Here is a 22750-nt window from a genome sequence, read left to right as displayed (position 1 = left end):
TTTCCTTCCAGGAGAATCCGGCTTAAAAGTATTCCGAAGCCTATCGGAGACCCGGAATCCATGACCACTGCCCAAGCTCTTGGCGCGCGCCTCAGGCATTTGCGCAAGTCGAAACAGATGACACTGACGGACCTGGGATCGCTTTCGGGTGTCTCCGTTTCAACCATTTCCAAGATCGAAAACGGCGCGCTGTCACCAACGCTCGACAAGGTTCTGCGTCTGGCCGAGGGGCTGGAACTGTCTATCGGGCAATTGATCGGGGATGAACAAAGCGCCTATGACAAGCGCCCTCCCAACAGCCGGATGCTGCCCTCCAGGATTGACGACGGCATCGTCATCGACACCGACAATTACGAATATAAATACCTCTGTGCCGAGCTGACGAACAAGCGCATGGTGCCGATCCTTGCCCGCATCAAATCCTCGACCCTTCACGATTTCGGCAGGCTGGAACAACACGAAGGCGAAGAATTCCTCATCGTGCTGAAAGGAACCGTCGAAGTGCGCAGCGAATTCTATGCCCCGGTGACCTTGCAGCAGGGGGAAAGCGTTTACCTCGACAGCACCATGGGACATGCCTATCTCAGCACCGGTGCGCAGGAGGCCGAGGTCCTGTGCGTCTGCACCGACTCCCAACGCCTCAGGCCCGGCGAGGCCGATCAGCCCGGTTGAAAGCCGGTCTGGTCCCGTCAGTCACCGGATGTGGGTGCGGCAGTGATCGAGGCCAGCAGCATCGAAACCTGCGCTTCGAACCTGGCAAGCATTGATTGATCGCCTGCAAGATATTTCTGCAGGTGAAACCGAAACGCGGCATCCAGCACGAGGTAGACCGGCGTTGCCTCCGAATGGGTGTTGCCTGTCCGGGTCAGAAACTCTCCGACGATGTCGATCAACCCGTTTTCGATGTCCTGCACGACCTCGTGAAAGGCGGGGTCGAACATCGCCTGGGACCGGATGTCATACCAAAGCCGGTGAGTCTCCGCATCGCGCCGGATTGACCGCGACAACCCCTTGATGAAGCGCTCGGCCAGTTGGGTGGCCTCCACATCATCCGACAGGATCGACTGCATTTCCTTCATGAAGCTGATCTTGTAGCGCCGGACGCAATAGGTAATCAGATCGACCTTGTCCTCGAAATAATAATGCAGCGTGCCCACGGCCACGCCCGACAGTTCGGCGATGTCGCGCAAGCTGGTGCGGGCATAGCCAAGCTGCTTGAGCGCCGCGATGGCGCTGTCGGCAAGATCGTCCTTCTTGCGCGCGCGCTTTGCGGATTTGGCGTCTGCCTTTTCCACGAGGCGGGACATTTTGTCGATTTTGGTCACGTCGTCATGGCCTCCAGGATCACCCCCTCAGTGCATTGACGAAAATCCGCGGCAACTTCAACCATCCCGGACTGTGCTGGAACCGCGTCAGCAACCGGCCAAGGACATGCTGGCGTCGGTTGGTGACGAACCAGGGCGGGCGTGGCAGCAGCGTTGCCTTGCCGGACAGGATGTTGCGCGGAAAGGGCCGCCAGGGGGCCTGCACCACGACCCGTTGCGGGCGGTCAAACATGAAGGTGTTATGGGCAAAGCCGATCCCGCTGCCGACGTCATCCAGCGTATGGCCGGGGAAGGCGCCCCAGGGGCAGGCCGTGGCAAGAAAGGCCAGACCTGTCCAGGCATTGATGGCAATGGTGCCATAGCGCAGGTCGGCGATGATCTCTTCGAACCGTCTTTTGCCGATTTCACGAATTGTTTTCGGATGGATCAGGATATTGGCGCCAAGCGTGCCGTGCAGGGTGTCGTTGGCATAGCGGATTGCCTCGATCAGGTAGGCCTCTGGTTTGGCCTCACTGATTTCATGCGTGGACATGGCCGGGGCGAAAACTTCGTTCCGGGTGAACCAGCTTTCGCCATCGCCCACCGGGGCCACGACGCAGGCGGGGGCTGCCCCCCGGTCGAACCGCTCGGCGTCCGGCGCGTGGCTGGCAAAATGCGCCATCCGGTCGGCGGCACCGGGATAATAGGCCTGGCGCGCCTCGACCTGCTGCATGACGTCGCGCAGGTGCCCCATCAGCGCCGCCTTTTGCGGCCATTGGCCGGGCAGGATCAACATCTGGCAGGCAACACAGTTGAAGCCGGAATTATGCAGCTTCTGCGTGGCGATATGTTCGGCCTGGAACCGCAGGTCGGCGGCAGACCAATCCCCCGGCACCACGATGGTCGGACAGACCGCGCCAAGCTCTGAGGTGATCGGTTTGGTCAGCTTCGGCGTGCCTGCTTTCTTGTTCTTTGCGCCCACCGCCCCCGGCCCCCAGACAATCACATCATGAGATGCGGCGGCACCGGTGATATGGATTTCGTCCACCGATTTGTGGGTGCAAAGATATCCGCCGACATCGGCACCGCCCCGGACAATGCGCAGCGCATCACGTTCGATGAGCGGCTGGAGCGCCGCCTCAAGATAGGGTGTCAGGTAGTCGTTCACCGGGTTCATCTTCAGAATGACGACCTTGTGTTCGGAGAATACCTTTTGGAACACGTCGAGCGGGGCGATAGAGGCGATGTTGCCCGCCCCCAGCACCAAGGAAACCCCGCTTTCGCGCGCCTCAGCCCGTCCATCGTAGGCAGTGGCCGTGTTGGCGGCGAGCGTGCCTTCGGTGACCTCGGGCTCCATCCAGACCTCCGCGTTGATGCCCGACAGCAGCAGATGGTCCCAGATTGTGTGCGGCACCACACGCACGGCAAGCTGACCGTTCGCAGTCTGGCGTTTCTTCAGATGATCGAGGAAGGTCTTTCCCTCAACCCCGGCAATCGTCTGCATCAGCCCGTTGCACGCCGCCATGACGGCATAGGGCCCCGATATCCATTCTTCGCCGGCAAGCGGTGAGCCCGGCGCGATCAGCTTGTGCCGCGCCGCCGTTTCGGCCCAGCCCTCGGCGACTGCCAGCAGCCGGTCCTTGATCTCTTCCAGCACCGCGATCCGCTTTGCATTCGTTGTGCGCGCCCAGGTGTCCTTGGCGGCGACCAGCGCATCGAGGTCACGGTCGAGAGCCGAATGATCCGGGATGAGGTCTGTGGTGATCTGATTCATCTCATGCCTCCTTTACCAGCACGTCGCCATAGGCTTCGCGCAGCTTGTTTTTCAGGACCTTTCCCGTTGCCCCCAGTGGCAGTTCACCGACAAAGATCACCCGGTCGGGCACCTGCCAGCTTGCAACCTTGCCATCGTAGGCTTCGAGGATCTCCGCTTCGGTCGGGGATGCGCCCTCGGCGGGGACAGCCAAAACAACGGGCCGTTCGTCCCATTTGGGATGGCGCGCGGCGATGGCGGCGGCATTTGCCACCTTCGGATGGGCGATGGCGATGTTTTCCAGCTCCACCGTCGAGATCCATTCACCACCCGATTTGATGATGTCCTTGGACCGGTCGCGGATCACCATGTAGCCGTCCCTGTCCAGCGTCGCCACATCGCCGGTGTCAAACCAGCCGTCCTGCGTCAGGGCCGTGGCGTCCTGACCGAAATAGCTGTCCACGATCCAATGGCCGCGGATGTGCAGCGCGCCCTGGGTCTTGCCATCACGGGGCAGCTCCTGGCCCGCGTCGTCCACGATCCGCAGGTCGACACCCCAGGGCGGACGCCCCTGCCCTTCGCGCAGCCTGGCCTGCGCGTCGGCGCTCAACCCGGCGTGTTTCTGAAGAAGCTGGTTCAACGTGCCCAGCGGCGAAGTTTCTGTCATCCCCCAGGCATGGATCAGCTCGACACCATAGGTGTCGCGAAATTCGCGGATCATCGACGGCGGCAGGGCCGACCCGCCGACCACCGTGCGTTTCATCGAGGTCGGCTTGATGCCGGTGGATTTCAGCCCTGCCAGCAGCCCCATCCAGATCGTCGGCACCCCCAAAGACAGCGTCACCTGCTCCTGATCGATCAGCCGTGCCAGGCTTTCACCATCAAGTTTCGGGCCGGGCATCACCAGTTTTGCCCCGACCGATGCGGCGACATAGGGCACGCCCCAGGCGTTGACATGGAACATCGGCACCACCGGCATCACCACGTCGCGGGCCGCCATGTTCAGGCCGTCGGGCTGGTTGCCACCGATGGAATGCAACACGAGAGAGCGGTGCGAATATTGCACGCCCTTGGGATTGCCGGTGGTGCTGGAAGTATAGCACAGCGCGGCGGGCGCATTCTCGTCCAGGTCCGGCCATTCGGCAGCGGGATCCCCCGCCTGCAACAGATCGTCATGGAACAGAAGTCCCTCGACCATGCCCGCCGCCTCTTCGTCGCGGGGGCCCATCAGGACGTAGTGCTTAACCGATTTCAGCAGCGGACCGAGCTTGGCTGCAACGGGCAGGAAGGTCTGGTCGAGAAACAGTACCTCGTCCCGGGCATCGTTCAGGATATAGACCATCTGTTCCGGCGTCAGTCGCGGGTTGATCGTATGCGTGACCCGTCCGCCGCTGCCGATGCCAAAGTAAAGCTCAAGGTGCCGCCGGTTGTTCCAGGCAATGGTCGCGCAGCGGGCGTTCGCGGAAACACCGAGGATGTCGAGCGCCGACTTGATCCGCCGGGCATTCGCGCCAATCTCACCCCAGCTGGAGCGCGCGATGCTGCCATCCGTCTCGACCGAGACAACCTCCGTACCGGCGTGATACTTCTCTGCATGTTCTATCAGTGAGCCCGTCGTCAGAGCTTGCCACATCATCGTTCCAGACATCCTGGTCTCCTTCATTCTGCCGCGATTGCAGCGGGTTTGATGCCGCGGATCATATCCGCCGCGCGCTCTGCGATCATGATTGTCGGGGCGTTGGTATTCCCGCCGATCAGTGTCGGCATGACAGAGGCGTCCACGACGCGCAGTCCCTCCATCCCATGCACCCGCAGTTCGGGATCGACCACCGCCATATCGTCCACGCCCATCTTGCAGGTGCCAACCGGGTGATAGACCGTGTCCGCGCGGGCGCGGATGTGGCTTTCCCACTCCTGGTCCGTCATCCCGTCTTTCACATTGAACAATTCCTTGTGCCGAAAGCGTTTCATGGCAGGGGCTTCCAGGATTTCGCGGGTCATCTTCGCCCCCTTGATCAAGGTCTCAAGGTCACGCGGGTCGGACAGGAATTGCGGGTCGATACCCGGTGCCTTCATCGGGTCGCTGCTGGCCAGAAACACCTCGCCCCGGCTGTGAGGCCGCAGGGTACAGACATGACAGGAAAAGCCATGGCCCAGGTGCAGCTTGCGCGCGTGATCGTCTACGATCGAGATCACGAAATGCAACTGGATATCCGGCCGGTCGAGGCTCGGCTCGGTCTTGAGAAACGCCGCCCCCTCGGCAAAAGGCGTGGCAATCATCGAATTGCCGTCCTTGCGCCATTTGAAAATATGTTTCGTCAGGTCGACGGTTGCCGTCAGGCCGATGCCGAAATTGTCGGTATCCTTTGATTTGTAGGCCAGGACAAAGTCGAGGTGATCCTGAAGGTTCTTGCCGACGCCGGGCAGGTCATGCACGACCTCGATGCCATGGCGCTGGAGCTCCGTTGCCGCGCCGATCCCGGACAACTGCAGAAGCTGGGGTGAATTGAAGGCGCCACCGCACAGGATCACCTCGCGTCTGGCTGTCACGCGCGCGTCCTTGCGGCCCTTGCGGTAGCTGACACCGGTGGCGCGTTTCCCTTCGGTCAGGATCTTTGTCGCATGGGCCCCTGTGATGATTGTCAGGTTCTTGCGGGTTTTCTGGATCGGGTGAAGATAGGCCGCCGCTGCCGAGCATCTTTCGCCGTTCCTGTCCTTGTCGTGAAACTGGGTGACCTGGTAAAGCCCGACACCCTCATTGTCGCCGGTGTTGAAATCCGCCGTTTCGCGGTGCTGGCATTCCGTGGCCGCCTGGACAAAGGCGCGCGAAATCGGACGCGGCGCTTTCTGATTGGAAACGTGGAGAGGCCCGCGGTTGCCGTGAAAGTCACCCGCCCCCGCTTCGTTGTTTTCGGACCGCCGGAAATAGGGCAGGCAGTCATCCCAGGACCAGCCGTCGCAACCCGCATCGGCCCAATCGTCATAGTCAGACTTGTGGCCCCGGACATAGAGCATCGCGTTGATCGCGCTCGATCCGCCCAGTCCCTTGCCGCGCGGCTGATAGCCCTTGCGGCCATTCAGGCCGGGTTGCGGCACGGTGTTGAAAGCCCAGTTCGAGATCTTTCCGTGTCCCGGCAGCATGGCGACAATACCGGCGGGCGCGCGGATCAGGATGTGATCGCCGTTACCTCCCGCTTCCAGCAGACAGACGGACAGTGAAGAATCCTCGGAAAGCCGTGCCGCGAGCGTAGATCCCGCAGAACCACCGCCCACGATCACGTAGTCGAATGAAGTCTTGAATGGCATAATCTTCCTCCCTGAACAGAGTCTCCCCACTCTGCCCAATAAGATGAACACATATTCTGAACACTTGTCCAGAAAAATTGTCAGAGTGCAGAAAGCAGCCTGTTCACGCCAATGGCGCACCCGGTTTCGGCGCAGGAATTTGCGCCGCGTTCAAAGGGGGTGCTCAACGCCCGAGAGACTTGTGGGAAAACGATCCGAATGCGGCTCTAACCGCAGTTTAGTCACGAAACGAGGCGCTGAATGCGTATAGAAAGCGGCGCCTCATATTCTCAGCGCCGCGCACCTGGATGATGCGATCTCAGCAGGTGGCGGGGCCAGTTACGGAACCCGGCTATTGCTGGTCGTGCTACGCCCCGGCCTTGCCAAGCTCTTCGATCATCCGGTCGCGCATGATGAATTTCTGCGGTTTGCCGGTGATCGTCATGGGCAATTCATCCACGATGCGGATATGGCGCGGGATCTTGAAATGGGCAATCTGGCCCTGGCAATGGGCCAATACGGCATCTTCGGTCAGGGTGCTGCCCTGTCTTGGAATGACCCAGGCGCAGACTTCTTCGCCCAGCCTTTTATCGGGAATGCCGAAGACCTGGACATCGCTGATGTCGGGATGTCCGTACAGGAACTCCTCGATCTCGCGGGGATAGATGTTCTCTCCCCCACGGATGATCATGTCTTTGACACGCCCGGTGATCGAACAGAAGCCTTCCGCGTCGAGAACGGCGAGGTCGCCGGTATGCATCCAGCCGTCCCTGATCGCTTCGCTCGTGCGGTCGGGGTCTTCCCAATAGCCTTTCATGACCGAATATCCCCGCGTGCACAGCTCCCCCTGGGTGCCGACCGGCACGATCTGCCCGTCCTCGTCGACAATCTTGACCTCAAGATGCGGATGTACCCGGCCCACGGTCTCGCAGCGCTGCCTTGTCGTGTCATCGACAAAGCTCTGGAAGGACACCGGCGAGGTCTCCGTCATGCCGTAGCAGATTGTCACCTCTTTCATGTTCATCCGGTCATTGACCTTTTTCATCACGTCCACGGGACAGGGCGCGCCGGCCATGATCCCGGTGCGCAGCGAGGACATGTCGCGCGGTGTCTCATCAAGGTTCTGGAGCATCGCCACGAACATGGTCGGGACGCCGTAAAGAACGCTGCAACTCTCGGTGGCCAGCACGTCCAACGTCCGCGCCGGGTCAAATGCTTCCCCCGGAAAAATCATTGCAGCACCTTTGCTGACGGCGCCAAGGACCCCCATCACCATCCCGAAACAATGATAAAGCGGGACCGGGATCGCCAGCCGGTCATTTTCGGTCAGCCTGATCCTGTCGGTCACGAAACGCGCATTGTTGACGATGTTGTAGTGCGACAGCGTGGCCCCCTTGGGCTGTCCTGTCGTGCCTGACGTGAACTGGATGTTGATCGCATCGTCGGGTTGAAGCGTGCGGTCGATTTCCGGCAGGCGGAGCTGTTGGGCGGGGCCGCCCAGATTTGAAACCTCGTCGAAACTCCAGGCACCCGCCGCCTGACCCGCCTCTCCCATCACGACGACATGGCGCAGATGTGGCAGCCGTGCAGCCTGCAACCGGCCCTTTTCGCAGCTGGCCAGTTCCGGGGCCAGGCTGCGCAGCATCTCGATATAGTTCGATGTCTTGAAGGATTGCGCCAGGACCAGCGCCTTGCAGCCCACCTTGTTCAGCGCATATTCCAGTTCCGACAGGCGGTAGGCCGGGTTGATGTTGACCAGAATGACGCCGATCCGCGCTGTTGCGAATTGCGTCAGGATCCACTCCAGGCGGTTGGGCGACCAGATGCCCAGCCTGTCGCCCTTTTGCAAACCCAGTGCCAGGAAACCCGAGGCAAGCGCATCCACCGCGCGGTCCATGTCATAATAGCTCAGCCGTGCCTGGGGAAAGACCAGCGCGTCGCGCGGGCCATACCGGGACACGGCATCGCGCAGTAGTTGCGGGATCGTGGCAAAGGCAAGTTCAGGTTGCTTGCCGCCCTGAACATAGGATTTACCGTCGCGCGGGGCGAGGGAGCCGTCCGTCTCTGACCGGGAGTCCAGGCCGAAATTCTGAATCCGGTTCGCAATGCTTTCATTCAGGATCGTCATCAAAGGCCTCCTTACATGTTGCGCCAGTCGCCCGATTGTTCAAATGCATGGGCCGCCTGGTAGATCTTCATCTCGCCGTAGTTCGGGCCGACCAGCATCATCCCGATCGGAAGCCCTTCGCTGAAACCGCAGGGCACGTTCATCGCGGGCAAGCCCCCGTTGAAAGGTGCGGTATTCGCGACCATCTCAAAAGCCCGTTGCACATACAAGCTGAGAGAACTGTCGGCAGGCGGATGCGGCTGCGGCTTGATCGGCAGGGTCGGCATCAGAAGCAGGTCATATTGTTTCAACGCGGCATGATAGCTTTCGTTGCAGCGGCGCATGATATTCTGTGCCTTGCCGTAAAAGCGTCCACGATACTGGCGCTGGAAATGTTCGCCGACGAACATGCAGGTCTTCAGCGAATGGCTCAGTTCGTCCGCGCGTCCGCGCCATTGCGCCATATGATCCGTCATCGACGGCAGGAACAGCCCGCGATAGTTGGTGCCGGTGGAATTGCCCCACATCATGCCATCCTGAAGCCCCTCCAGAGTGATCGCGGTCCAGGCATCCATCGCGACATGGTGGTCCGGCACCGAGACCTCTTCGACCCGCGCGCCCAGATCGCGGAACCGTTCGGCGGCCATCATGACCTTATGGTCCACGTCCGTTTCCGAGTTCGGGTGCCCGAAGCCTTCCTTCAGGACGCCGATCCGCATCCCCGCCACACCGCGCCCCAGCGCCTCGGTATAGCTGTAGACCTTGGGCTTGTACTGGCGCGGGTCCAGCCCGTCTTCGCCCGCCAGGACCTCCAGCAGCAGCGCATTGTCTGCGACGGTATTGGTCACCGGCCCCAGGTGGTCGATGGTCTGTTCGATCGGCATGGCCCCGGTATAGGGCACCAGCCCATGCGTCGGCTTCATCCCGTAGCAGCCGCAATTCGAGGCCGGGATGCGGATCGACCCGCCCTGATCGCCGGCGATGGCCATGTCCACCTCGCCCGCAGCCACCAGCGCCGCCGAACCCGAAGAAGACCCCCCGGCCATATAGCCGCGCTTGTAAGGGTTGTGCACCGGCCCCTTGGCATTGGTGTGCGATCCGCCCGACAGGCAGAAGTTCTCGCAATGCGCCTTGCCGACGATCACCGCGCCCGCGTCCAGCATCCGGGTCACGATGGTGGCGTCGATCTCGGGCGTATAGCCTTCCATGATCGACGATCCGTTCATCATCGGCACGCCGGCCAGACAGATCGTATCCTTCAGCGCAATCCGCTTGCCCCGCAGCTTGCCGTCCGGCGCGCCGCGCACCTCGGTCTTGACATACCAGGCATTGAGCGGGTTTTCCGACGGGTCCGGAAAGCGGCCCGGGCTGCGCGGATACCGCACTTCGGGCAGGTTGTCGGGCATGGCGTCCAGCCGGTCATAGGCCTGCATGTATGGCTCGATGATCTCGGTGTATTCCAGCAGATCCTCGTCAGAGAGTGACATGCCGAAGCGATCGGCCATGCTGCGCATTTGAGCCAGTGTGGGGCGTTTGATCGTCATTATGGTCACCGTTGAAGGGTTGGAATGTCGGGTATCAGAGACGGCTGGCGGGGCGCTCCCGGGGAAGCTCTGCCTGCGCACGGGTCTGTCCTTTGCCAGGGCCCGTGTGGGACCCGGCGCGGCAGTCTCCTGCCGCGTGCCCCGCGCGGCGCCAAAGCCGAGGAACTGGTCAACCTTGGCCTGATCCGACAGGTCGGTCCGGCTGAGCGTTCCGGTGATCCGGCCACGCTCCAGCACCAGCACCCGGTCGGACAGGTCCGCGATGAAATCGAAATTCTGCTCAACCAGCAGGATCGACAGCCCGCGTTTTTCGCGCAGCTTCAGCAGGGTCTCGGCCATCTCCTCGATGATCGAGGGCTGAATGCCCTCGGTCGGCTCGTCCAGCAGCAGGAAGTCGGGATCGCCCATCAGGCAGCGCGCCAGCGACAAAAGCTGCTGTTCGCCCCCGGAGAGTGCACCGCCTTCGCGGTCCAGCAACCGGGTGAGGCGCGGGAAATCGGCCAGCACATTCTCCATCACTTCTGCCTCGGTGCCTGCGCCAAAGTCGTGCCAGGCAAAGCGCAGATTGTCGCGAACGGACAGCTGCGGGAAAATCCCCCGCCCCTGCGGCACATAGCCCAGCCCCAGCCGGCTGCGCTCGTTTGGCGGAAGGCGGGTGAGATCGGTCTGGCGAAACCTGATCTGCCCGGAGGCCGCCGGCAGGAAACCCATCAATGTCTTGAGCAAGGTGGTCTTGCCCATGCCGTTGTGCCCCAGCACCCCGACAACCTCGTTTTCCGCCACCTCCAGGTCGATCCCGTGCAGGATCGGCACGCGGCCATAGCCGCCGGAAAGCCCCTTGGTCGACAGTAAAATCTCGTTCTCTTCGCGCATCAGGTCTTTTTCCCCAGGTAAACGGCCCGCACCTGGGCGTCTGACATCACCCGGTCCACGTGGTCTTCCATCAGCACGGCACCCTGGTGAAACACCGTCACCGTATCTGCGATGGACCGGATGAATTGCATGTCATGTTCGACAATCACCACGGCTGCCGTTTTGGTCAGGTCGTGGATGATGGCTGTCATGCGCTCCACATCCTGTGCGCTCATACCCGCCGCAGGCTCGTCCAGTAGCACCAGCCAGGGATCGGACACGGCGACAAGCCCAAGCTCCACCCGCTGCCGTTCACCATGTGCCAGCTGGCCCAGCGAACTGCGCGCAATGGATCCCAGCGCCAGCCGGTCGATCATCTCGTCACTGCGGGCGCGCGCCTCGCTCACGGGGTGAAAGCGCCGCGCCGCAAGCCAGATGTTTTCCCGCACGCTCAAGGCATCCAGGACATTCGGTGTCTGGGTCTTGATCCCGACCCCAAGTGACGCGATCTGATGCGGGTGCCATCCCGTCACCTCCTGACCCCGCATGAAGACATGCCCCTCGGTCGGGGTCAGCAGCCCGGTGACGCATTTGAAAAAGGTCGATTTGCCCGCGCCGTTGGGGCCGATCAGGCAGCGCAGCTCCCGCGCTTTCAGCTTGAAGTTGACGTTGTCGCTCGCGGTCACGCCGCCAAAGCGCATGGTCAGCCCCTGGGTTTCCAGTACCGTCTCAACCATGCCGCATCCTCCGCATCCGGCGGGCGTCCGGCTTGCGCCTTGCGCGGCCAAAAACAGCCCGAAAAAGTGCAGCGATGGCCGGAGCCAGCCCTTTTGGCAGGAACAGGACGAAGAGCACCAGGATCAGCCCGGTGATCAGCGTGTTGTCGATCAGGCTTTGCTGGCCCAGCAGGAACTTGAGATAGGCCAGCCCTGCCGCCCCGATGATCGGTCCGATCCGGGTGCCAAGGCCCCCGACGATGCACCAGATGATGATCTCGGCGGATTGACCCAGCGAAAACAGGCTGGGTGTGACGATCTCGCCCCAATTGGCAAACAGCGCCCCGGCCAGCCCTGCAATGGCGGCACCGATGGCGAACATCACGGTCTTGCGGGCTGCCACGTCATAACCCATCAGCCCCATCCGGACCTCGTTTTCGCGAATGCCCAATGCGATGCGGCCGAAAGAGGACCGCAACAGCCAGGTGACCAGCAGGAACACGATCACCAGTGCCACCGCGCAGACGTAGTAATAGGGATCACCCCAGATGTAGGCCCCCGGATCGCCCGGCACATTGAGGGTCTGGAAACCCGGAATCCCGTTGAAACCGCCCAGCCGGGCCTTGCCGATCACATAATGTGGGCCGGCAGTGGAATTGACGAACTTGAACAGGATCAGCGTGACCACCAGGGTGATCACCCCCAGGTAGACATCCGTCAGCCGACCATAGAACATCATCGCGCCGAGCAATGCCGCAAAGATGGCAGGCACCAGAACGGCCAGCAGCATCGGCAGGGTGCTTTCCCCGATGTTGATCGCCGCAATGGCATAGGTATAGGCACCCAGGCCAAAGAACGCCGCCTGTCCGAAGCACAGGATGCCGCCAAACCCCCAGATCAGCCCGAGGCTGAGGCCCAGCATCCCGTAGATGACCAACACCGTCAGCGTGTAGGTTCCGATCAGCATCGGCATGATCCAGATCAGCAGTGCCGACACGACAAGCGTCAGCAGCACGTCCTGCAGGGCTGTCCGCGCCATCACAGTTTCCCCTTGAAGAGCCGCCCGGTGATCCCCTGCGGCATCGCGCGCAACAGGATGACCGCCAGGACCAGAAGGGCGACTTCACCGATCACCGGCGAGATCGCAAAGGTAAAGACCTGGCTGACGACCCCGAAACTGGTGGCCGAACTGACCAGCCCGGCAATCAGCGCCGGGCCCCCGGCGATCACGGTGATAAAAGCCTTGGCGATATAGGCCCCGCCGGAGGTCGGCACCAGACCGACCAGCGGTGCCAGGACCGCGCCTGCCAGCCCGGACAGGGCCGAGCCGCAAAAGAAAGTCGCCATATAGATACGGTCGGGGCTGTAACCCAGTGCGGCGGCCATGTCGGAACGCTGCATCGCGCCGCGTGCGATCAGCCCGGCACGGGTGCCCCGCAAAACCGCGTAGATCCCGATGACCAGCGCGATGGACACAAGGATGATAAAGAAATTATAGCCGTTGATCTGGTAATTACCGACAGTAAAACCCGCGATCGGGGTCGAGATGCCCGTGGTGGTATTGCCAAAGATCATCGTGGCAAGCCCGATAAAGACAAGGCTCAGCCCCCAGGTGGCAAGCATCGTATCCACCAGCCGCCCGTAAAGATGGCGAATCACCAGACGCTCAACAACAAGACCGATGAGCCCGACGACAAGGGGCGCGATGACAAGCATGGCGACAAAGACATTCACCCCCAGACCCACGGCGGTGATGGTCACATATCCGCCCATCATCATGAATTCGCCATGGGCAAGGTTGATGACCTTCATCATCCCGAAGACAACGGCAAGCCCCGCGCTGATCAGCACCAGCGATGCCACCGCGTAGAGCGTTTCGACTATGATTACGAATGTGAGGTCCATGATACCTGCCGTTCAGAGAAATGGGTCAGGGCCGCCAAAGCCGCCCCGACCCCGGGGAGAACCGGATCAGATCTCGATCTCATATTGCGTGTTGTCATCGGGGTTCGCGCTCAGATCACAGACCGCCTGGGTGTCAATCGGCTGGCGCTGGGGCAGCGTTTCGATGACCTCCATCTTCTGGTCCCGCATCTCCATCAGATGCACGTCCAGCACCGCGTGGTGGGTCTTGGGGTCGACGGTGACCTTGCCCCCCGGTCCGGTGATGGAGATGCCGGTTTCCAGCGCCTCGATCACGGCATCGCGGTCGATTGTGCCCGCTTTCCGCACCCCCTCTGCCCAGGTATGCAGCCCATGGTAGTGGGAAACCGCAATTTCATGCATCGACTGGTCGCCGTCGAACATCGCCGCCCACCGCTCCTTGAAGGCCGCGTTTTCGGGGGTGTCCAGCTCCTGGCTGTAGTTGTAGGCACACATGATGCCGTTGCCCTCTTCGGGTGTCAGCACCTTGTGCTCATTGCCGACACCAAGGGTGGTGGAGGCCAAAGCGATCTTGTCCTTCATGCCGGCCGCCGCCCATTGGCGGAAGAATGACAGATGCGCACCGCCAACCAGAGGCGCGATCACCAGATCAGGCGCCGCCGTCTGGACCTTGGCGATGGTCGAGCCGAAGTCGCTCACGTCGAGCGGGAAGAAATCGGTGCCCACGACCTCGCCGCCATTGTCGCGCACGAACTTCTCGATCCAGCGCGCGGTGATCTGGCCATAGTTGTAATCGGCCGCGAGTATATAGACCTTCTTGCCCGAGTTGTTCATCGCATAAGGCACCAGCGCCTCGACCTGCTGGGCCGGGGTGACCCCGTTGATAAAGATGTTCCGGTCACAGACGCCGCCCTCGTAGAGCACGTTATAGAAATAGAGCGTCTTGCTCTTGCGCATGGTCTGACGGATCGCCTCGCGGGAGGCCGACAGGATGCCGCCATGCACCACATCTACCTTGTCTTGCCGGGTCAGCTGCTGTCCGTATTGTGAATACAGCGCCATGTCGGATTGGGTGTCATAGGCAATGATCTCGACTTCGCGACCCAAAAGGCCACCGGCCTCGTTGATCTCTGCGACAGCCAGCCGCGTCGCCATGTCCATCGGTTTGCCATAGGCATCGAAGGGCCCGGATTTGTCGAGGATTGAGCCCAGCTTGATGGCGTCAGCGGCAAAAGCCACCCGTGGCAGCAGGCCCGCCGTGGTCAGGGCGGCCGCACCGCCAAGCAATTCTCTTCTGTTCAGAGACATATATTGTCCTCCGTTGGTGAGTTTCATTGAAGGTGACTGCGGGTCACTCTTTTGAATTTTGTGGGTCGTCTTTCGCCTTGATGCGGTTTGCGTAATCTGCGGTCCGCCCCGCATTGGGCACGTCGAAATCAAACCCGATCTCTTCGCCCATCTGTTTCATCGCGGGCAGGCGCACGGCCATTCCCAGGATCTGGTCCATCGCCGCACCAAAGGCGCTGTCTGCCCCGTCGCCGCCCGACCCCGCACCACCGCCAAACCCGCTGATCTGGTTGATGCGGATGGAATCGATCTTTTCGACCGGCTTCATCATCTGGGTCATGATCTCCGGCATCTTGTCGAACTTGCGCTCCTCAAGACGCATGCGGATGACGGCATCGCTCAGGGTATTCTCCGCCTTGTTCAGGGCAACACGCCCGGCGGCTTCGGCTTCCATCGCGATCTTTTCGGCATTGGCCGTTGCCGTGCGCGCCGATGCATCTGCCTGGGCCCTTGCCAGCAGCGTGCTGACATCACTTTTCACCCGCGCGTCCTCAAGCTCGATGTCGCGTGCCTGCTTCAGTTTCGCAATCTCACGCTCGCGTTCCGTCACGGCGCGGTCTTTCTGAGCCTGAACACTCTCGGCAGCCAGAATCACCTGCGCCCGCGCTGCTTCTTCCTCGGCTTTCACCTTGGCTTCCTTGGTGCGCGATTGTGCCAGGCTGATACCATGCGCGATCTTCGCTTCTTCCAGCTCAAGCAGCGCCTTCATCTCGGCCTTGCGCAGGGCCTCGTCGGCTGACACCTGGGCTGTCTTTGCTTCCTGTTCTTCCCGGATGCGGATGGTCTCGGAGGCGCGATGTTGCTCGGCGCGGGACTGGGCAGAGCGGCTTTCCGATTCCGCCTCCAGCCTTGCGAGGTGCTCACGCTGCGCAATTTCGGCCTCACGCTCGGCGCGTTGCAATTCGATCTGCCGCTGATGCTGGGCCAGGCGATGCTCGCGCACGGCGATCTCGGTGCTTGTCTCTACCGCGATGCGGGCCTTGCGTTCTTCGGCAACCATCTCGGCCAGCCGCCGCATGCCCCGCGCGTTGAAGCTGTTGTTCTCATCCCGCTGCGCGAAGTCGCTTTGATCGACGGAAACCAGCGCCGCCGTGACCAGCTCAAGGCCCAGCCGTGCGGCGTGCTCCGAAACCATCGTTGAAACCTGCGCCGTGAACGCGGCCCGTTCCAAATGAATCTCGTTGATGCCTCGGGCGGCAGCGGCGGTCTGGATGGCGTTGGCGAGGGGGCCCGCCAGCACGGTCTCGAATGCTTCTCCGCCGCGTGCAATCCTGTGACCGAAAGCCTGTGCCGCGGTTGCGATGCTCTGCACATCGGAGGCCACGCGCAATTCGAACTCCATCACCAGATCGGCGCGCATCGCGTCAGCCGTCAGAACCGCATCGCGGCCGGTGCGCACCATCGTGACGGCAGCAGTCTGCATCGACACCCGTTGCAGCTGATGCACGATCGGCAGGGCCACACAGCCGCCATCGGTCAGCACCCGACGCCCGCCCATGCCCGTGCGCACCACGGCAGTCTCTAGCGTGGCCTTGGCGTAGAACCGCTGCAGGAACCATATTCCGCCCAGCAGGACGACGATGAAAACGACAAATGCCAACAGCCAATACAATGTGATCTCTCCTGCCGCGCCCTGCCCCCCGTGCGGGGTCATGGCCTGTAACGGCAACGGTGAGCGATTTTAATTTCCATTTCAAGTAATTTATTTGAATTGGAAATTAATAAGGTAAATATGTTTTATTTACAGTATCTTGAAGTCACAAAAGTTGATGCCATCGGCCCGGGCGAGGTAAACATCGGGCCGCTGCGCGGCATCGTTCCGGGCAAAGGAACGGCCGCTGGAATGAATCACCGGCAGCAGGTCCTGGCTGGTCCGCATCCGCCAGACAGCGCCGAAATCCCGCAGCAGAGAGGCCAGATAATGTATCCCTTCGTAGGTCGATTGACCGATGGAATTCAACGCAGGCGCGGCGTCACCGTGCAGCGCATAATAGCGTTCCTTGAAACTGGCATTCGCCTCTGTCGATATCGACCCGAAGTAGGAGGAGACCGAGAACATTCTTTCCAGATTGGACCGGCCACAGGCCATCAGACCGTTCTCTTCCAGGGCACAGGACAATCTGACCGCCTTGCGGTGCAACCCACGCTTTCCGAACAGCCGGTTGAAGTTCACGGCGTCCTGCCCGACCAGCGAGACCAGGACAGCATCGGCCCCCGAGGCCTCGACCCGATCAACCAGATCGGACATGTTCGGCAGCCCGAAAGGCACGTAACATTCCATCGCCAGCTCAACCCCCGCTGTCCTGAGAACGCTCTTGGCCAGGGAATGGGAACTGCGCGGCCAGACATAATCATTGCCGATCAGCGCCCAGCTTTTCGGGTGATATCTGGCCTGGATCTCGGCCAGGGCCGGGGCAAGCTGTTCCTGCGGCGTCTCGCCAATGGCAAACAAGCCCGGTGTCGTTTCGCCCCCCTCGTAGAGCGGCGTATAGATGTAGGGGATGCGCTGGCGGACAACCTTGGACAGGCGCTGGCGCACGGCACTCAGATGCATCCCCACGATTGCGTCAATCGCATTCAGCTCGATCAGATCGTTTACGGTTTCCTCGATCGGCTCATCGGCCTCCACCGCCGCATCTATCATGATCAGCTGAACCCGCCGCCCGCCGATGCCATTGGCGCGGTTCAGCTCTGCGGCGGCGACCTGTGCGCTGGAAATGCAGGAGGGTGCCCAGATACCCGCCGGGCCACACATCGGGATCAGCAGCGCCACACGAAAACTGCCCGAGGCGGCCAGCAGTCCGCTCTCGCGGAAATCCGCAAGTTCGATCGGCAGCGCAACGTCGTCCGTGCTATATCCCAGCGCCCTGTCTCCCCGGATCAGGATGGCAATTCGCACATTGCAATTGAAATTAATTTCCAAGTCAACTAATTTCAAAGACCTAACAAGCGGATACGATCATGACGACTGAGCCGATCTCATTTGAACGCCATCTTTCCTATGCACTGGAAGCCGCGCATCGTTCGGTCAGCAATTCGCTGAGTGCCCGGCTGAAGGCACATGGCATCCAGATCACCGCATGGCGCGTGATGGAATGCCTCGACATCGACCGGCGGCTGACAATGGGGGAACTGGCGAAACGGGCGCTGATCAATCCCCCGGCGCTGAGCAAACTGGTGGATCGCATGGTGTCGGATGGCCTGGTTCACCGTCAGATTTCCGCCGCCGATCAGCGCCAGATCAACCTGCTGCTGACCAACCTCGGCCGCAGGCGCATGCTCCAGATCCGCAAGGACGCAGAGGAACAGGATCGCGCGCTCAGCGCGCTTCTGGACTCGGACAATGGCGAAATGCTCAAGCAGCTGTTGCTGAAGCTGGCATGACACAATCTGGGCAGGCATCCCGCCCTTGAGAATCCTGTTCCCATCGACTGAGGGCGCGTTCTCTCTGAAGCGTCAGAAAGCACCCTGCAGGATCGTTTCATAGGCCTGCACCGGGAGCGGCACCGCATTTTTCTGACTGGAAGAGGCTTTGCTGCCCAGTTCCGCCAAAGCTGCGATGCGATCTTGGGACAGCCCCATCTCTGACAATCTTGGCAAACCCTTCGCATTCACCCAGGCCTCAAAACCCGACAGCGCGTCGGCGGCGCGTGTTGGGGCAAACGCATCTGAAATGGCCTGCAGGCAATAGGTGATCCTGTCCTGTATTTCCGGGGTTTCGCGGCTGTATTCAAGATTCACGCGCAGCGTCGGGATCAGCAATCTGCCACAAAGCGCGCCATGCGGTGCGCCGAGTTGCGCACCCAGCACAGAGGCAAGCCCATGCGCCGCACCCAATCCAGAGTTGGCCAGCGCAAGCCCGCTGGACAGGCTGGTCCAGCACATGTTTTCCCAGGCCCCGATGTCGGGCGCTTCGATAACCTGCCGCAGCGCGGCGAGGCCCAGTGGTATCGCAGCGCGGCACAATGCCATCGAAAAAGGCGTCGCGGCACAGGAGGTATAGCTTTCGATCACCTGTGTCACGGCGTCCAGCCCGGAGGCGAGCACGACACCCGCAGGGGCCGTTTGCGCCAGCAAAGGGTCGATCACCGCGATATCGGGGATCAATGCGGCCCCCCTGATGCTGATCTTCGCGCCTTTGGCGGGCACATCGATCACGGCATTGGCGGTCACTTCCGCCCCGGTGCCCGCTGTTGTTGGCAGGGCCAACAGGCGAATGTTCCGCCGGGCGGTCAAGGGCGGCAATGTTGCAAAATCCATTGGCAAGGTCAGGCCCAGCTCAGCCAGCGCCGCCAGCGCCTTGCCCATGTCGATCACCGCGCCGCCGCCGCAGGCGATCACATGCGTCGGATCGTCCAGCTGTGCCAATGCCGCATTGACCGCATCAACAGAAGGTTCGCCGGGGCAATTGACAAGGGTGATATCGTGACCGGCCGTGCGCAGCGCCTTGAGGACACCTGCCGCGGCATGACCGCTTGCCCCCTGGACAAAGAGGATACGCGCGGGCGCGTCAGGCAGCAGGCCGGGCAGATCTGTGGCTTTGCCCGCGCCAAAATGCACCGACGTCGGGCATGAAATGCCGAAATGCTGACGAGCCCCTGGCAATGTCAATACGCCAGCGTAGAGTCCACGGCACGCTTCCAGCCGGCATATTTCCGGTCGCGGGTCCGAGCGTCCATTGCCGGTTGGAATTGCCGGTCCAGCGCCCATCCCCTGGCAAAAGCTTCCTGGTCCGGCAGCGCGCCCGCCTTCATCCCGGCCAGCCAGGCAACACCAAGGGCGGTGGTTTCCAGCACCTTGGGCCGGTCAACCGGGGCGTCGATGATGTCGGACAGGAACTGCATGGCCCAGTCCGATGCGCTCATCCCGCCATCGACGCGCAACACCGGGTCGGCCCCCTGCCCGGTCCAGTCGGCATGCATCGCTTCCAGCAGGTCGCGGGTCTGGTAGCCGACGCTTTCCAAGGCGGCCTTGGCCAGTTCCTGCGGGCCTGAGTTTCGTGACAGCCCAAAGATTGCGCCCCGGCAGTCAGGGTTCCAATAAGGTGCGCCCAGCCCGGTAAAGGCGGGCACAAGCACGACTTCCTGTGTGGGGTCGGCGGCTTCGGCCAGCGGTTGGGTCTCTGACGCTTCGCGGATGATTTTCAGCCCGTCGCGCAGCCATTGCACCACGGCCCCTGCCACAAAAATCGACCCTTCCAGCGCATAGGTCGGCTTGCCATCCAGTTGATAGGCGATGGTGGTCAGCAGACGGTTTTGCGACCTCACCGGTGTATCGCCCGTGTTCAGCAAGGCAAAACATCCGGTCCCGTATGTGGATTTCAGCATGCCCGGTTCAAAGCAGGCCTGCCCGATGGTCGCGGCCTGCTGGTCGCCTGCGACACCCAGAATGGGAATCGGGCGGCCAAAAAGATCGGCGCGGGTGGTGCCGAAATCGGCGGCACTGTCGCGCACATCCGGCAGCATCGACATGGGAATGTCGAACAGGTCGCAGATGGTCTGGCTCCAGCGTCCCTTGCGAATGTCATAGAGCATGGTGCGCGCGGCGTTGGTGGCGTCGGTGGCATGCACCTCGCCGCCTGTCAGCTTCCAGATCAGATAGCAATCGACGGTGCCGAACAGCAGATCGCCCGCCTGTGCGGCGTCACGTGCGCCATCCACGTTATCCAGGATCCACTTGACCTTGGTCGCGGAAAAATACGGGTCCAGCAGCAGGCCGGTGCGGTCGGCCACCATGTCGGCGTGCCCCGCATCGCGCAAAGATCTGCAGAATTCGGCGGTGCGGCGGTCTTGCCAGACGATGGCATTATGGACCGGCTTGCCGGTATTCTTGTCCCAGACGACGGTGGTTTCGCGCTGGTTGGTGATGCCGATGGCAATGATATCGCGGGCGTCGATGCCCGCGCGTTCGATCACGGCGCGGCAGGTGCCTGCGGTCGTGCTCCACAAATCGGAAGGATCATGTTCGACCCAGCCGGAGTTGGGAAATATCTGGCGAAACTCCTCTTGCGACATCGCCTTGAGGTTCAGGGTTTCGTCAAAAAGGATGGCACGGCTCGATGTGGTGCCTTGGTCGATCGACAGGATATATTTCATGGGGCGCACGCTCTGGATCAAAGGGCAAAACGGGGGGCCGTTCAAGGCCCCCCGCAGTTTCTTGCAAACCGGGTGTTATTCCCAGGATTTGATCAGCTCGTCATAAGCGACGGTTTTCGGCTCTTCGTCCTCGTTCGCCAGCTTGGGATAGGGCGCGCCGGGCTGTTCGAACCAGTATTCGGCACTTTCCTCCGGGTTCAGCTTCGGACCAAGGTCACCTTGCACACCCGCGCGCTCCAGACGCTCAAGCACTTTTTCCTGATCTGCGCAGAGCGCATCCAGAGCCTGCTGCGGTGTTTTCGCACCGGACATGGCGTCGCCGATGTTCTGCCACCACAGTTGGGCCAGCTTGGGGTAATCCGGCACGTTTGTACCAGTGGGCGACCACGCCACGCGGGCGGGTGAGCGGTAGAATTCCACCAGACCACCCAGACGCGGTGCGCGTTCGGTGAAATGGTCGCTGTCGATGGTCGATTCACGGATAAAGGTCAGACCCACATCCGATTTCTTCAAATCAACCGTTTTCGACACCACGAACTGTGCATAAAGCCATGCGGCCTGTGCGCGGTCCACGGGGGTCGATTTCATCAGCGTCCAGCTGCCTGCGTCCTGATAGCCGATCTTCTGGCCCTCTTTCCAATAGGCACCGTGGGGCGAAGGGGCCATGCGCCACTTGGGCGTGCCGTCTTCGTTCATCACCGGCAGGTCGGGTTTCACCGTGTCGGCGGTGAAGGCCGTGTACCAGAACATCTGCTGAGCGACGTTGCCCTGAGCGGGGATCGGGCCCGCTTCGGAGAATGTCATACCGGCCGCAGCGGGCGGCGAGTATTTCTGCAGCCATTCGATCGCCTTGGTCACCGCATAGACGGCAGCAGGCGAGTTGGTGGCACCGCCACGGGTCACGCAGGACCCGGTCGGTTGCGACTGGTCGTTCACGCGAATGCCCCATTCGTCGACCGGCAGGCCATTGGGTTCACCCACGTCGCCCATACCGGCCATGGACATCCAGGCATCGGTGTAACGCCAGCCCAGGCTGGGGTCTTTCTTGCCATAGTCCATGTTGCCGTAAACTTCGCCGTTCACGTCCATATGCGACAGATCACGACCGGTGAAGAACTCGGCAATGTCCTCATAGGCCGACCAGTTGACCGGAACGCCCAGATCATAGCCGTATTTCTCTTTGAAGTCGGCCTTGTTCTTTTCGTCGTTGAACCAGTCGTAGCGGAACCAATAGAGGTTCGCGAATTGCTGGGTCGGAAGCTGGTACAGCTTGCCATCGGGACCGGTGGTAAAGGAGGTGCCGATGAAATCGTCCAGATCCAGCGTCGGCAGGGTCACGTCCGCGCCCTCACCTGCCATCCAGTCGGTCAGGTTTCGCACCTGCTGATAGCGCCAATGGGTGCCGATCAGGTCAGAGTCGTTGATGTAGGCATCATAGATGTTCTCGCCCGACTGCATCTGTGTTTGCAGCTTTTCGACAACATCGCCTTCGCCGATCAGGTCATGAGTGACCTTGATGCCGGTGATCGCAGTGAACGCGGGGGCCAGTACCTGGCTTTCATATTCATGCGTGGTGATGGTTTCGGAGACGACCTTGATCTCCATGCCTTGATAGGGTGCTGCAGCATCGACAAAGAACTGCATTTCAGCTTCCTGATCGGCGCGGCTGAGCACCGATGTATCGCCGATTTCGGCATCCAGAAACGCCTTGGCGGCATCCATGTCGGCAAATGCCGGGCCGCTGAGCATTCCAAGTGCCAGCACAACGGCTGTACTTGATTTCAGATTAAGTTTCATCGTTTCCTCCCTAATTTTCGAAACGTTATGTAATCGTATGCGGCCGGATGACACCCGGCCGCGGTG

General features: G+C 61.3%; 17 protein-coding genes. 2 read left to right on the top strand and 15 right to left on the bottom strand.

Going from position 1 to position 22750, the window contains the following annotated elements; genetic code table 11:
- Positions 1–60 precede the first annotated feature (60 nt).
- Entirely contained in the window at positions 61–672 is a 612-nt protein-coding gene (locus PVW51_RS08040) for a helix-turn-helix domain-containing protein (RefSeq protein WP_274574450.1), read from the top strand.
- 17 nt (positions 673–689) lie between these two features.
- Here the strand turns inward: PVW51_RS08040 and PVW51_RS08035 are convergent, their stop codons facing one another.
- The 12 genes from PVW51_RS08035 to PVW51_RS07980 all read right to left on the bottom strand — a co-directional run bounded on the left by PVW51_RS08035 (position 690) and on the right by PVW51_RS07980 (position 17715).
- Positions 690–1325 (bottom strand): TetR/AcrR family transcriptional regulator, encoded by a 636-nt coding sequence (locus tag PVW51_RS08035; RefSeq protein WP_274574449.1) that lies wholly within the window; start codon positions 1323–1325, stop codon positions 690–692.
- A gap of 19 nt (positions 1326–1344) precedes the next feature.
- Positions 1345–3078 (bottom strand): aldehyde dehydrogenase family protein, encoded by a 1734-nt coding sequence (locus PVW51_RS08030; RefSeq protein WP_274574447.1) that lies wholly within the window; start codon positions 3076–3078, stop codon positions 1345–1347.
- Between the two features lies 1 nt (position 3079).
- Positions 3080–4705, bottom strand: coding sequence for a long-chain fatty acid--CoA ligase (locus PVW51_RS08025; protein ID WP_274574444.1), 1626 nt, complete (start codon positions 4703–4705; stop codon positions 3080–3082).
- Between the two features lie 11 nt (positions 4706–4716).
- Positions 4717–6363 carry a GMC family oxidoreductase gene (locus PVW51_RS08020; protein ID WP_274574442.1) on the bottom strand — a complete coding sequence of 549 codons (1647 nt, stop codon included), beginning with the start codon at positions 6361–6363 and terminating at the stop codon, positions 4717–4719.
- Positions 6364–6709: 346 nt separating this feature from the next.
- Positions 6710–8470: an AMP-binding protein gene (locus tag PVW51_RS08015; RefSeq protein WP_274574441.1), complete on the bottom strand. Its 1761-nt coding sequence runs from the start codon at positions 8468–8470 to the stop codon at positions 6710–6712.
- 11 nt (positions 8471–8481) lie between these two features.
- Positions 8482–10866, bottom strand: a complete 2385-nt coding sequence (locus tag PVW51_RS08010; protein ID WP_274574440.1) for an amidase — start codon at positions 10864–10866, stop codon at positions 8482–8484.
- Positions 10866–11582 (bottom strand): ABC transporter ATP-binding protein, encoded by a 717-nt coding sequence (locus PVW51_RS08005; protein WP_274574438.1) that lies wholly within the window; start codon positions 11580–11582, stop codon positions 10866–10868. The genes PVW51_RS08010 and PVW51_RS08005 overlap by 1 nt, the downstream gene beginning before the upstream one ends.
- Positions 11575–12600 (bottom strand): branched-chain amino acid ABC transporter permease, encoded by a 1026-nt coding sequence (locus PVW51_RS08000; RefSeq protein WP_274574437.1) that lies wholly within the window; start codon positions 12598–12600, stop codon positions 11575–11577. The genes PVW51_RS08005 and PVW51_RS08000 overlap by 8 nt, the downstream gene beginning before the upstream one ends.
- Entirely contained in the window at positions 12600–13466 is an 867-nt protein-coding gene (locus PVW51_RS07995) for a branched-chain amino acid ABC transporter permease (protein WP_269360758.1), read from the bottom strand. Before PVW51_RS07995 ends, PVW51_RS08000 begins: the two co-directional genes overlap by 1 nt.
- A 66-nt stretch (positions 13467–13532) precedes the next feature.
- Positions 13533–14753: an urea ABC transporter substrate-binding protein gene (locus PVW51_RS07990; RefSeq protein ID WP_274574436.1), complete on the bottom strand. Its 1221-nt coding sequence runs from the start codon at positions 14751–14753 to the stop codon at positions 13533–13535.
- A 43-nt stretch (positions 14754–14796) separates the two neighbouring features.
- Positions 14797–16404 carry a flotillin domain-containing protein gene (locus PVW51_RS07985; protein ID WP_274574435.1) on the bottom strand — a complete coding sequence of 536 codons (1608 nt, stop codon included), beginning with the start codon at positions 16402–16404 and terminating at the stop codon, positions 14797–14799.
- 129 nt (positions 16405–16533) lie between these two features.
- A complete protein-coding gene (locus PVW51_RS07980; RefSeq protein WP_274574434.1) occupies positions 16534–17715 on the bottom strand; it encodes a substrate-binding domain-containing protein in 1182 nt (393 codons plus the stop codon).
- A gap of 38 nt (positions 17716–17753) precedes the next feature.
- On the opposite strand from PVW51_RS07980, the gene PVW51_RS07975 reads away from it, so the two are divergent.
- Positions 17754–18176: a MarR family winged helix-turn-helix transcriptional regulator gene (locus PVW51_RS07975; RefSeq protein ID WP_274574433.1), complete on the top strand. Its 423-nt coding sequence runs from the start codon at positions 17754–17756 to the stop codon at positions 18174–18176.
- A 72-nt stretch (positions 18177–18248) separates the two neighbouring features.
- Here PVW51_RS07975 and PVW51_RS07970 read toward each other — a convergent pair whose 3' ends face one another.
- The 3 genes from PVW51_RS07970 to PVW51_RS07960 all read right to left on the bottom strand — a co-directional run bounded on the left by PVW51_RS07970 (position 18249) and on the right by PVW51_RS07960 (position 22684).
- A complete protein-coding gene (locus PVW51_RS07970; RefSeq protein ID WP_274574432.1) occupies positions 18249–19352 on the bottom strand; it encodes an iron-containing alcohol dehydrogenase in 1104 nt (367 codons plus the stop codon).
- A 47-nt stretch (positions 19353–19399) separates the two neighbouring features.
- Positions 19400–20887 carry a glycerol kinase GlpK gene (glpK, locus tag PVW51_RS07965; protein WP_274574431.1) on the bottom strand — a complete coding sequence of 496 codons (1488 nt, stop codon included), beginning with the start codon at positions 20885–20887 and terminating at the stop codon, positions 19400–19402.
- Between the two features lie 75 nt (positions 20888–20962).
- Positions 20963–22684 carry an ABC transporter substrate-binding protein gene (locus PVW51_RS07960; RefSeq protein ID WP_269360770.1) on the bottom strand — a complete coding sequence of 574 codons (1722 nt, stop codon included), beginning with the start codon at positions 22682–22684 and terminating at the stop codon, positions 20963–20965.
- Between the last annotated feature and the right edge of the window lie 66 nt (positions 22685–22750).

The organism is Sulfitobacter sp. PR48, from assembly GCF_028807335.1.
In the GTDB taxonomy this organism is placed as follows: Bacteria; Pseudomonadota; Alphaproteobacteria; order Rhodobacterales; family Rhodobacteraceae; genus Sulfitobacter.
The sequence above is the reverse complement of the archived record's forward strand: the minus strand, read 5'-3'. Positions and strand labels throughout refer to the sequence as shown.

Bases quoted from the DNA above. Each gene is read 5' to 3' on its own strand.
- PVW51_RS08040 (WP_274574450.1), top strand. From the start codon at position 61: ATGACCACTGCCCAAGCTCTTGGCGCGCGCCTCAGGCATTTGCGCAAG.
- PVW51_RS08030 (WP_274574447.1), bottom strand. From the start codon at position 3,078: ATGAATCAGATCACCACAGACCTCATCCCGGATCATTCGGCTCTCGAC.
- PVW51_RS08025 (WP_274574444.1), bottom strand. From the start codon at position 4,705: ATGTCTGGAACGATGATGTGGCAAGCTCTGACGACGGGCTCACTGATA.
- PVW51_RS08020 (WP_274574442.1), bottom strand. From the start codon at position 6,363: ATGCCATTCAAGACTTCATTCGACTACGTGATCGTGGGCGGTGGTTCT.
- PVW51_RS08015 (WP_274574441.1), bottom strand. From the start codon at position 8,470: ATGACGATCCTGAATGAAAGCATTGCGAACCGGATTCAGAATTTCGGC.
- PVW51_RS08010 (WP_274574440.1), bottom strand. From the start codon at position 10,866: ATGCGCGAAGAGAACGAGATTTTACTGTCGACCAAGGGGCTTTCCGGC.
- PVW51_RS08005 (WP_274574438.1), bottom strand. From the start codon at position 11,582: ATGGTTGAGACGGTACTGGAAACCCAGGGGCTGACCATGCGCTTTGGC.
- PVW51_RS08000 (WP_274574437.1), bottom strand. From the start codon at position 12,600: ATGGCGCGGACAGCCCTGCAGGACGTGCTGCTGACGCTTGTCGTGTCG.
- PVW51_RS07995 (WP_269360758.1), bottom strand. From the start codon at position 13,466: ATGGACCTCACATTCGTAATCATAGTCGAAACGCTCTACGCGGTGGCA.
- PVW51_RS07990 (WP_274574436.1), bottom strand. From the start codon at position 14,753: ATGTCTCTGAACAGAAGAGAATTGCTTGGCGGTGCGGCCGCCCTGACC.
- PVW51_RS07975 (WP_274574433.1), top strand. From the start codon at position 17,754: ATGACGACTGAGCCGATCTCATTTGAACGCCATCTTTCCTATGCACTG.
- glpK (WP_274574431.1), bottom strand. From the start codon at position 20,887: ATGAAATATATCCTGTCGATCGACCAAGGCACCACATCGAGCCGTGCC.
- PVW51_RS07960 (WP_269360770.1), bottom strand. From the start codon at position 22,684: ATGAAACTTAATCTGAAATCAAGTACAGCCGTTGTGCTGGCACTTGGA.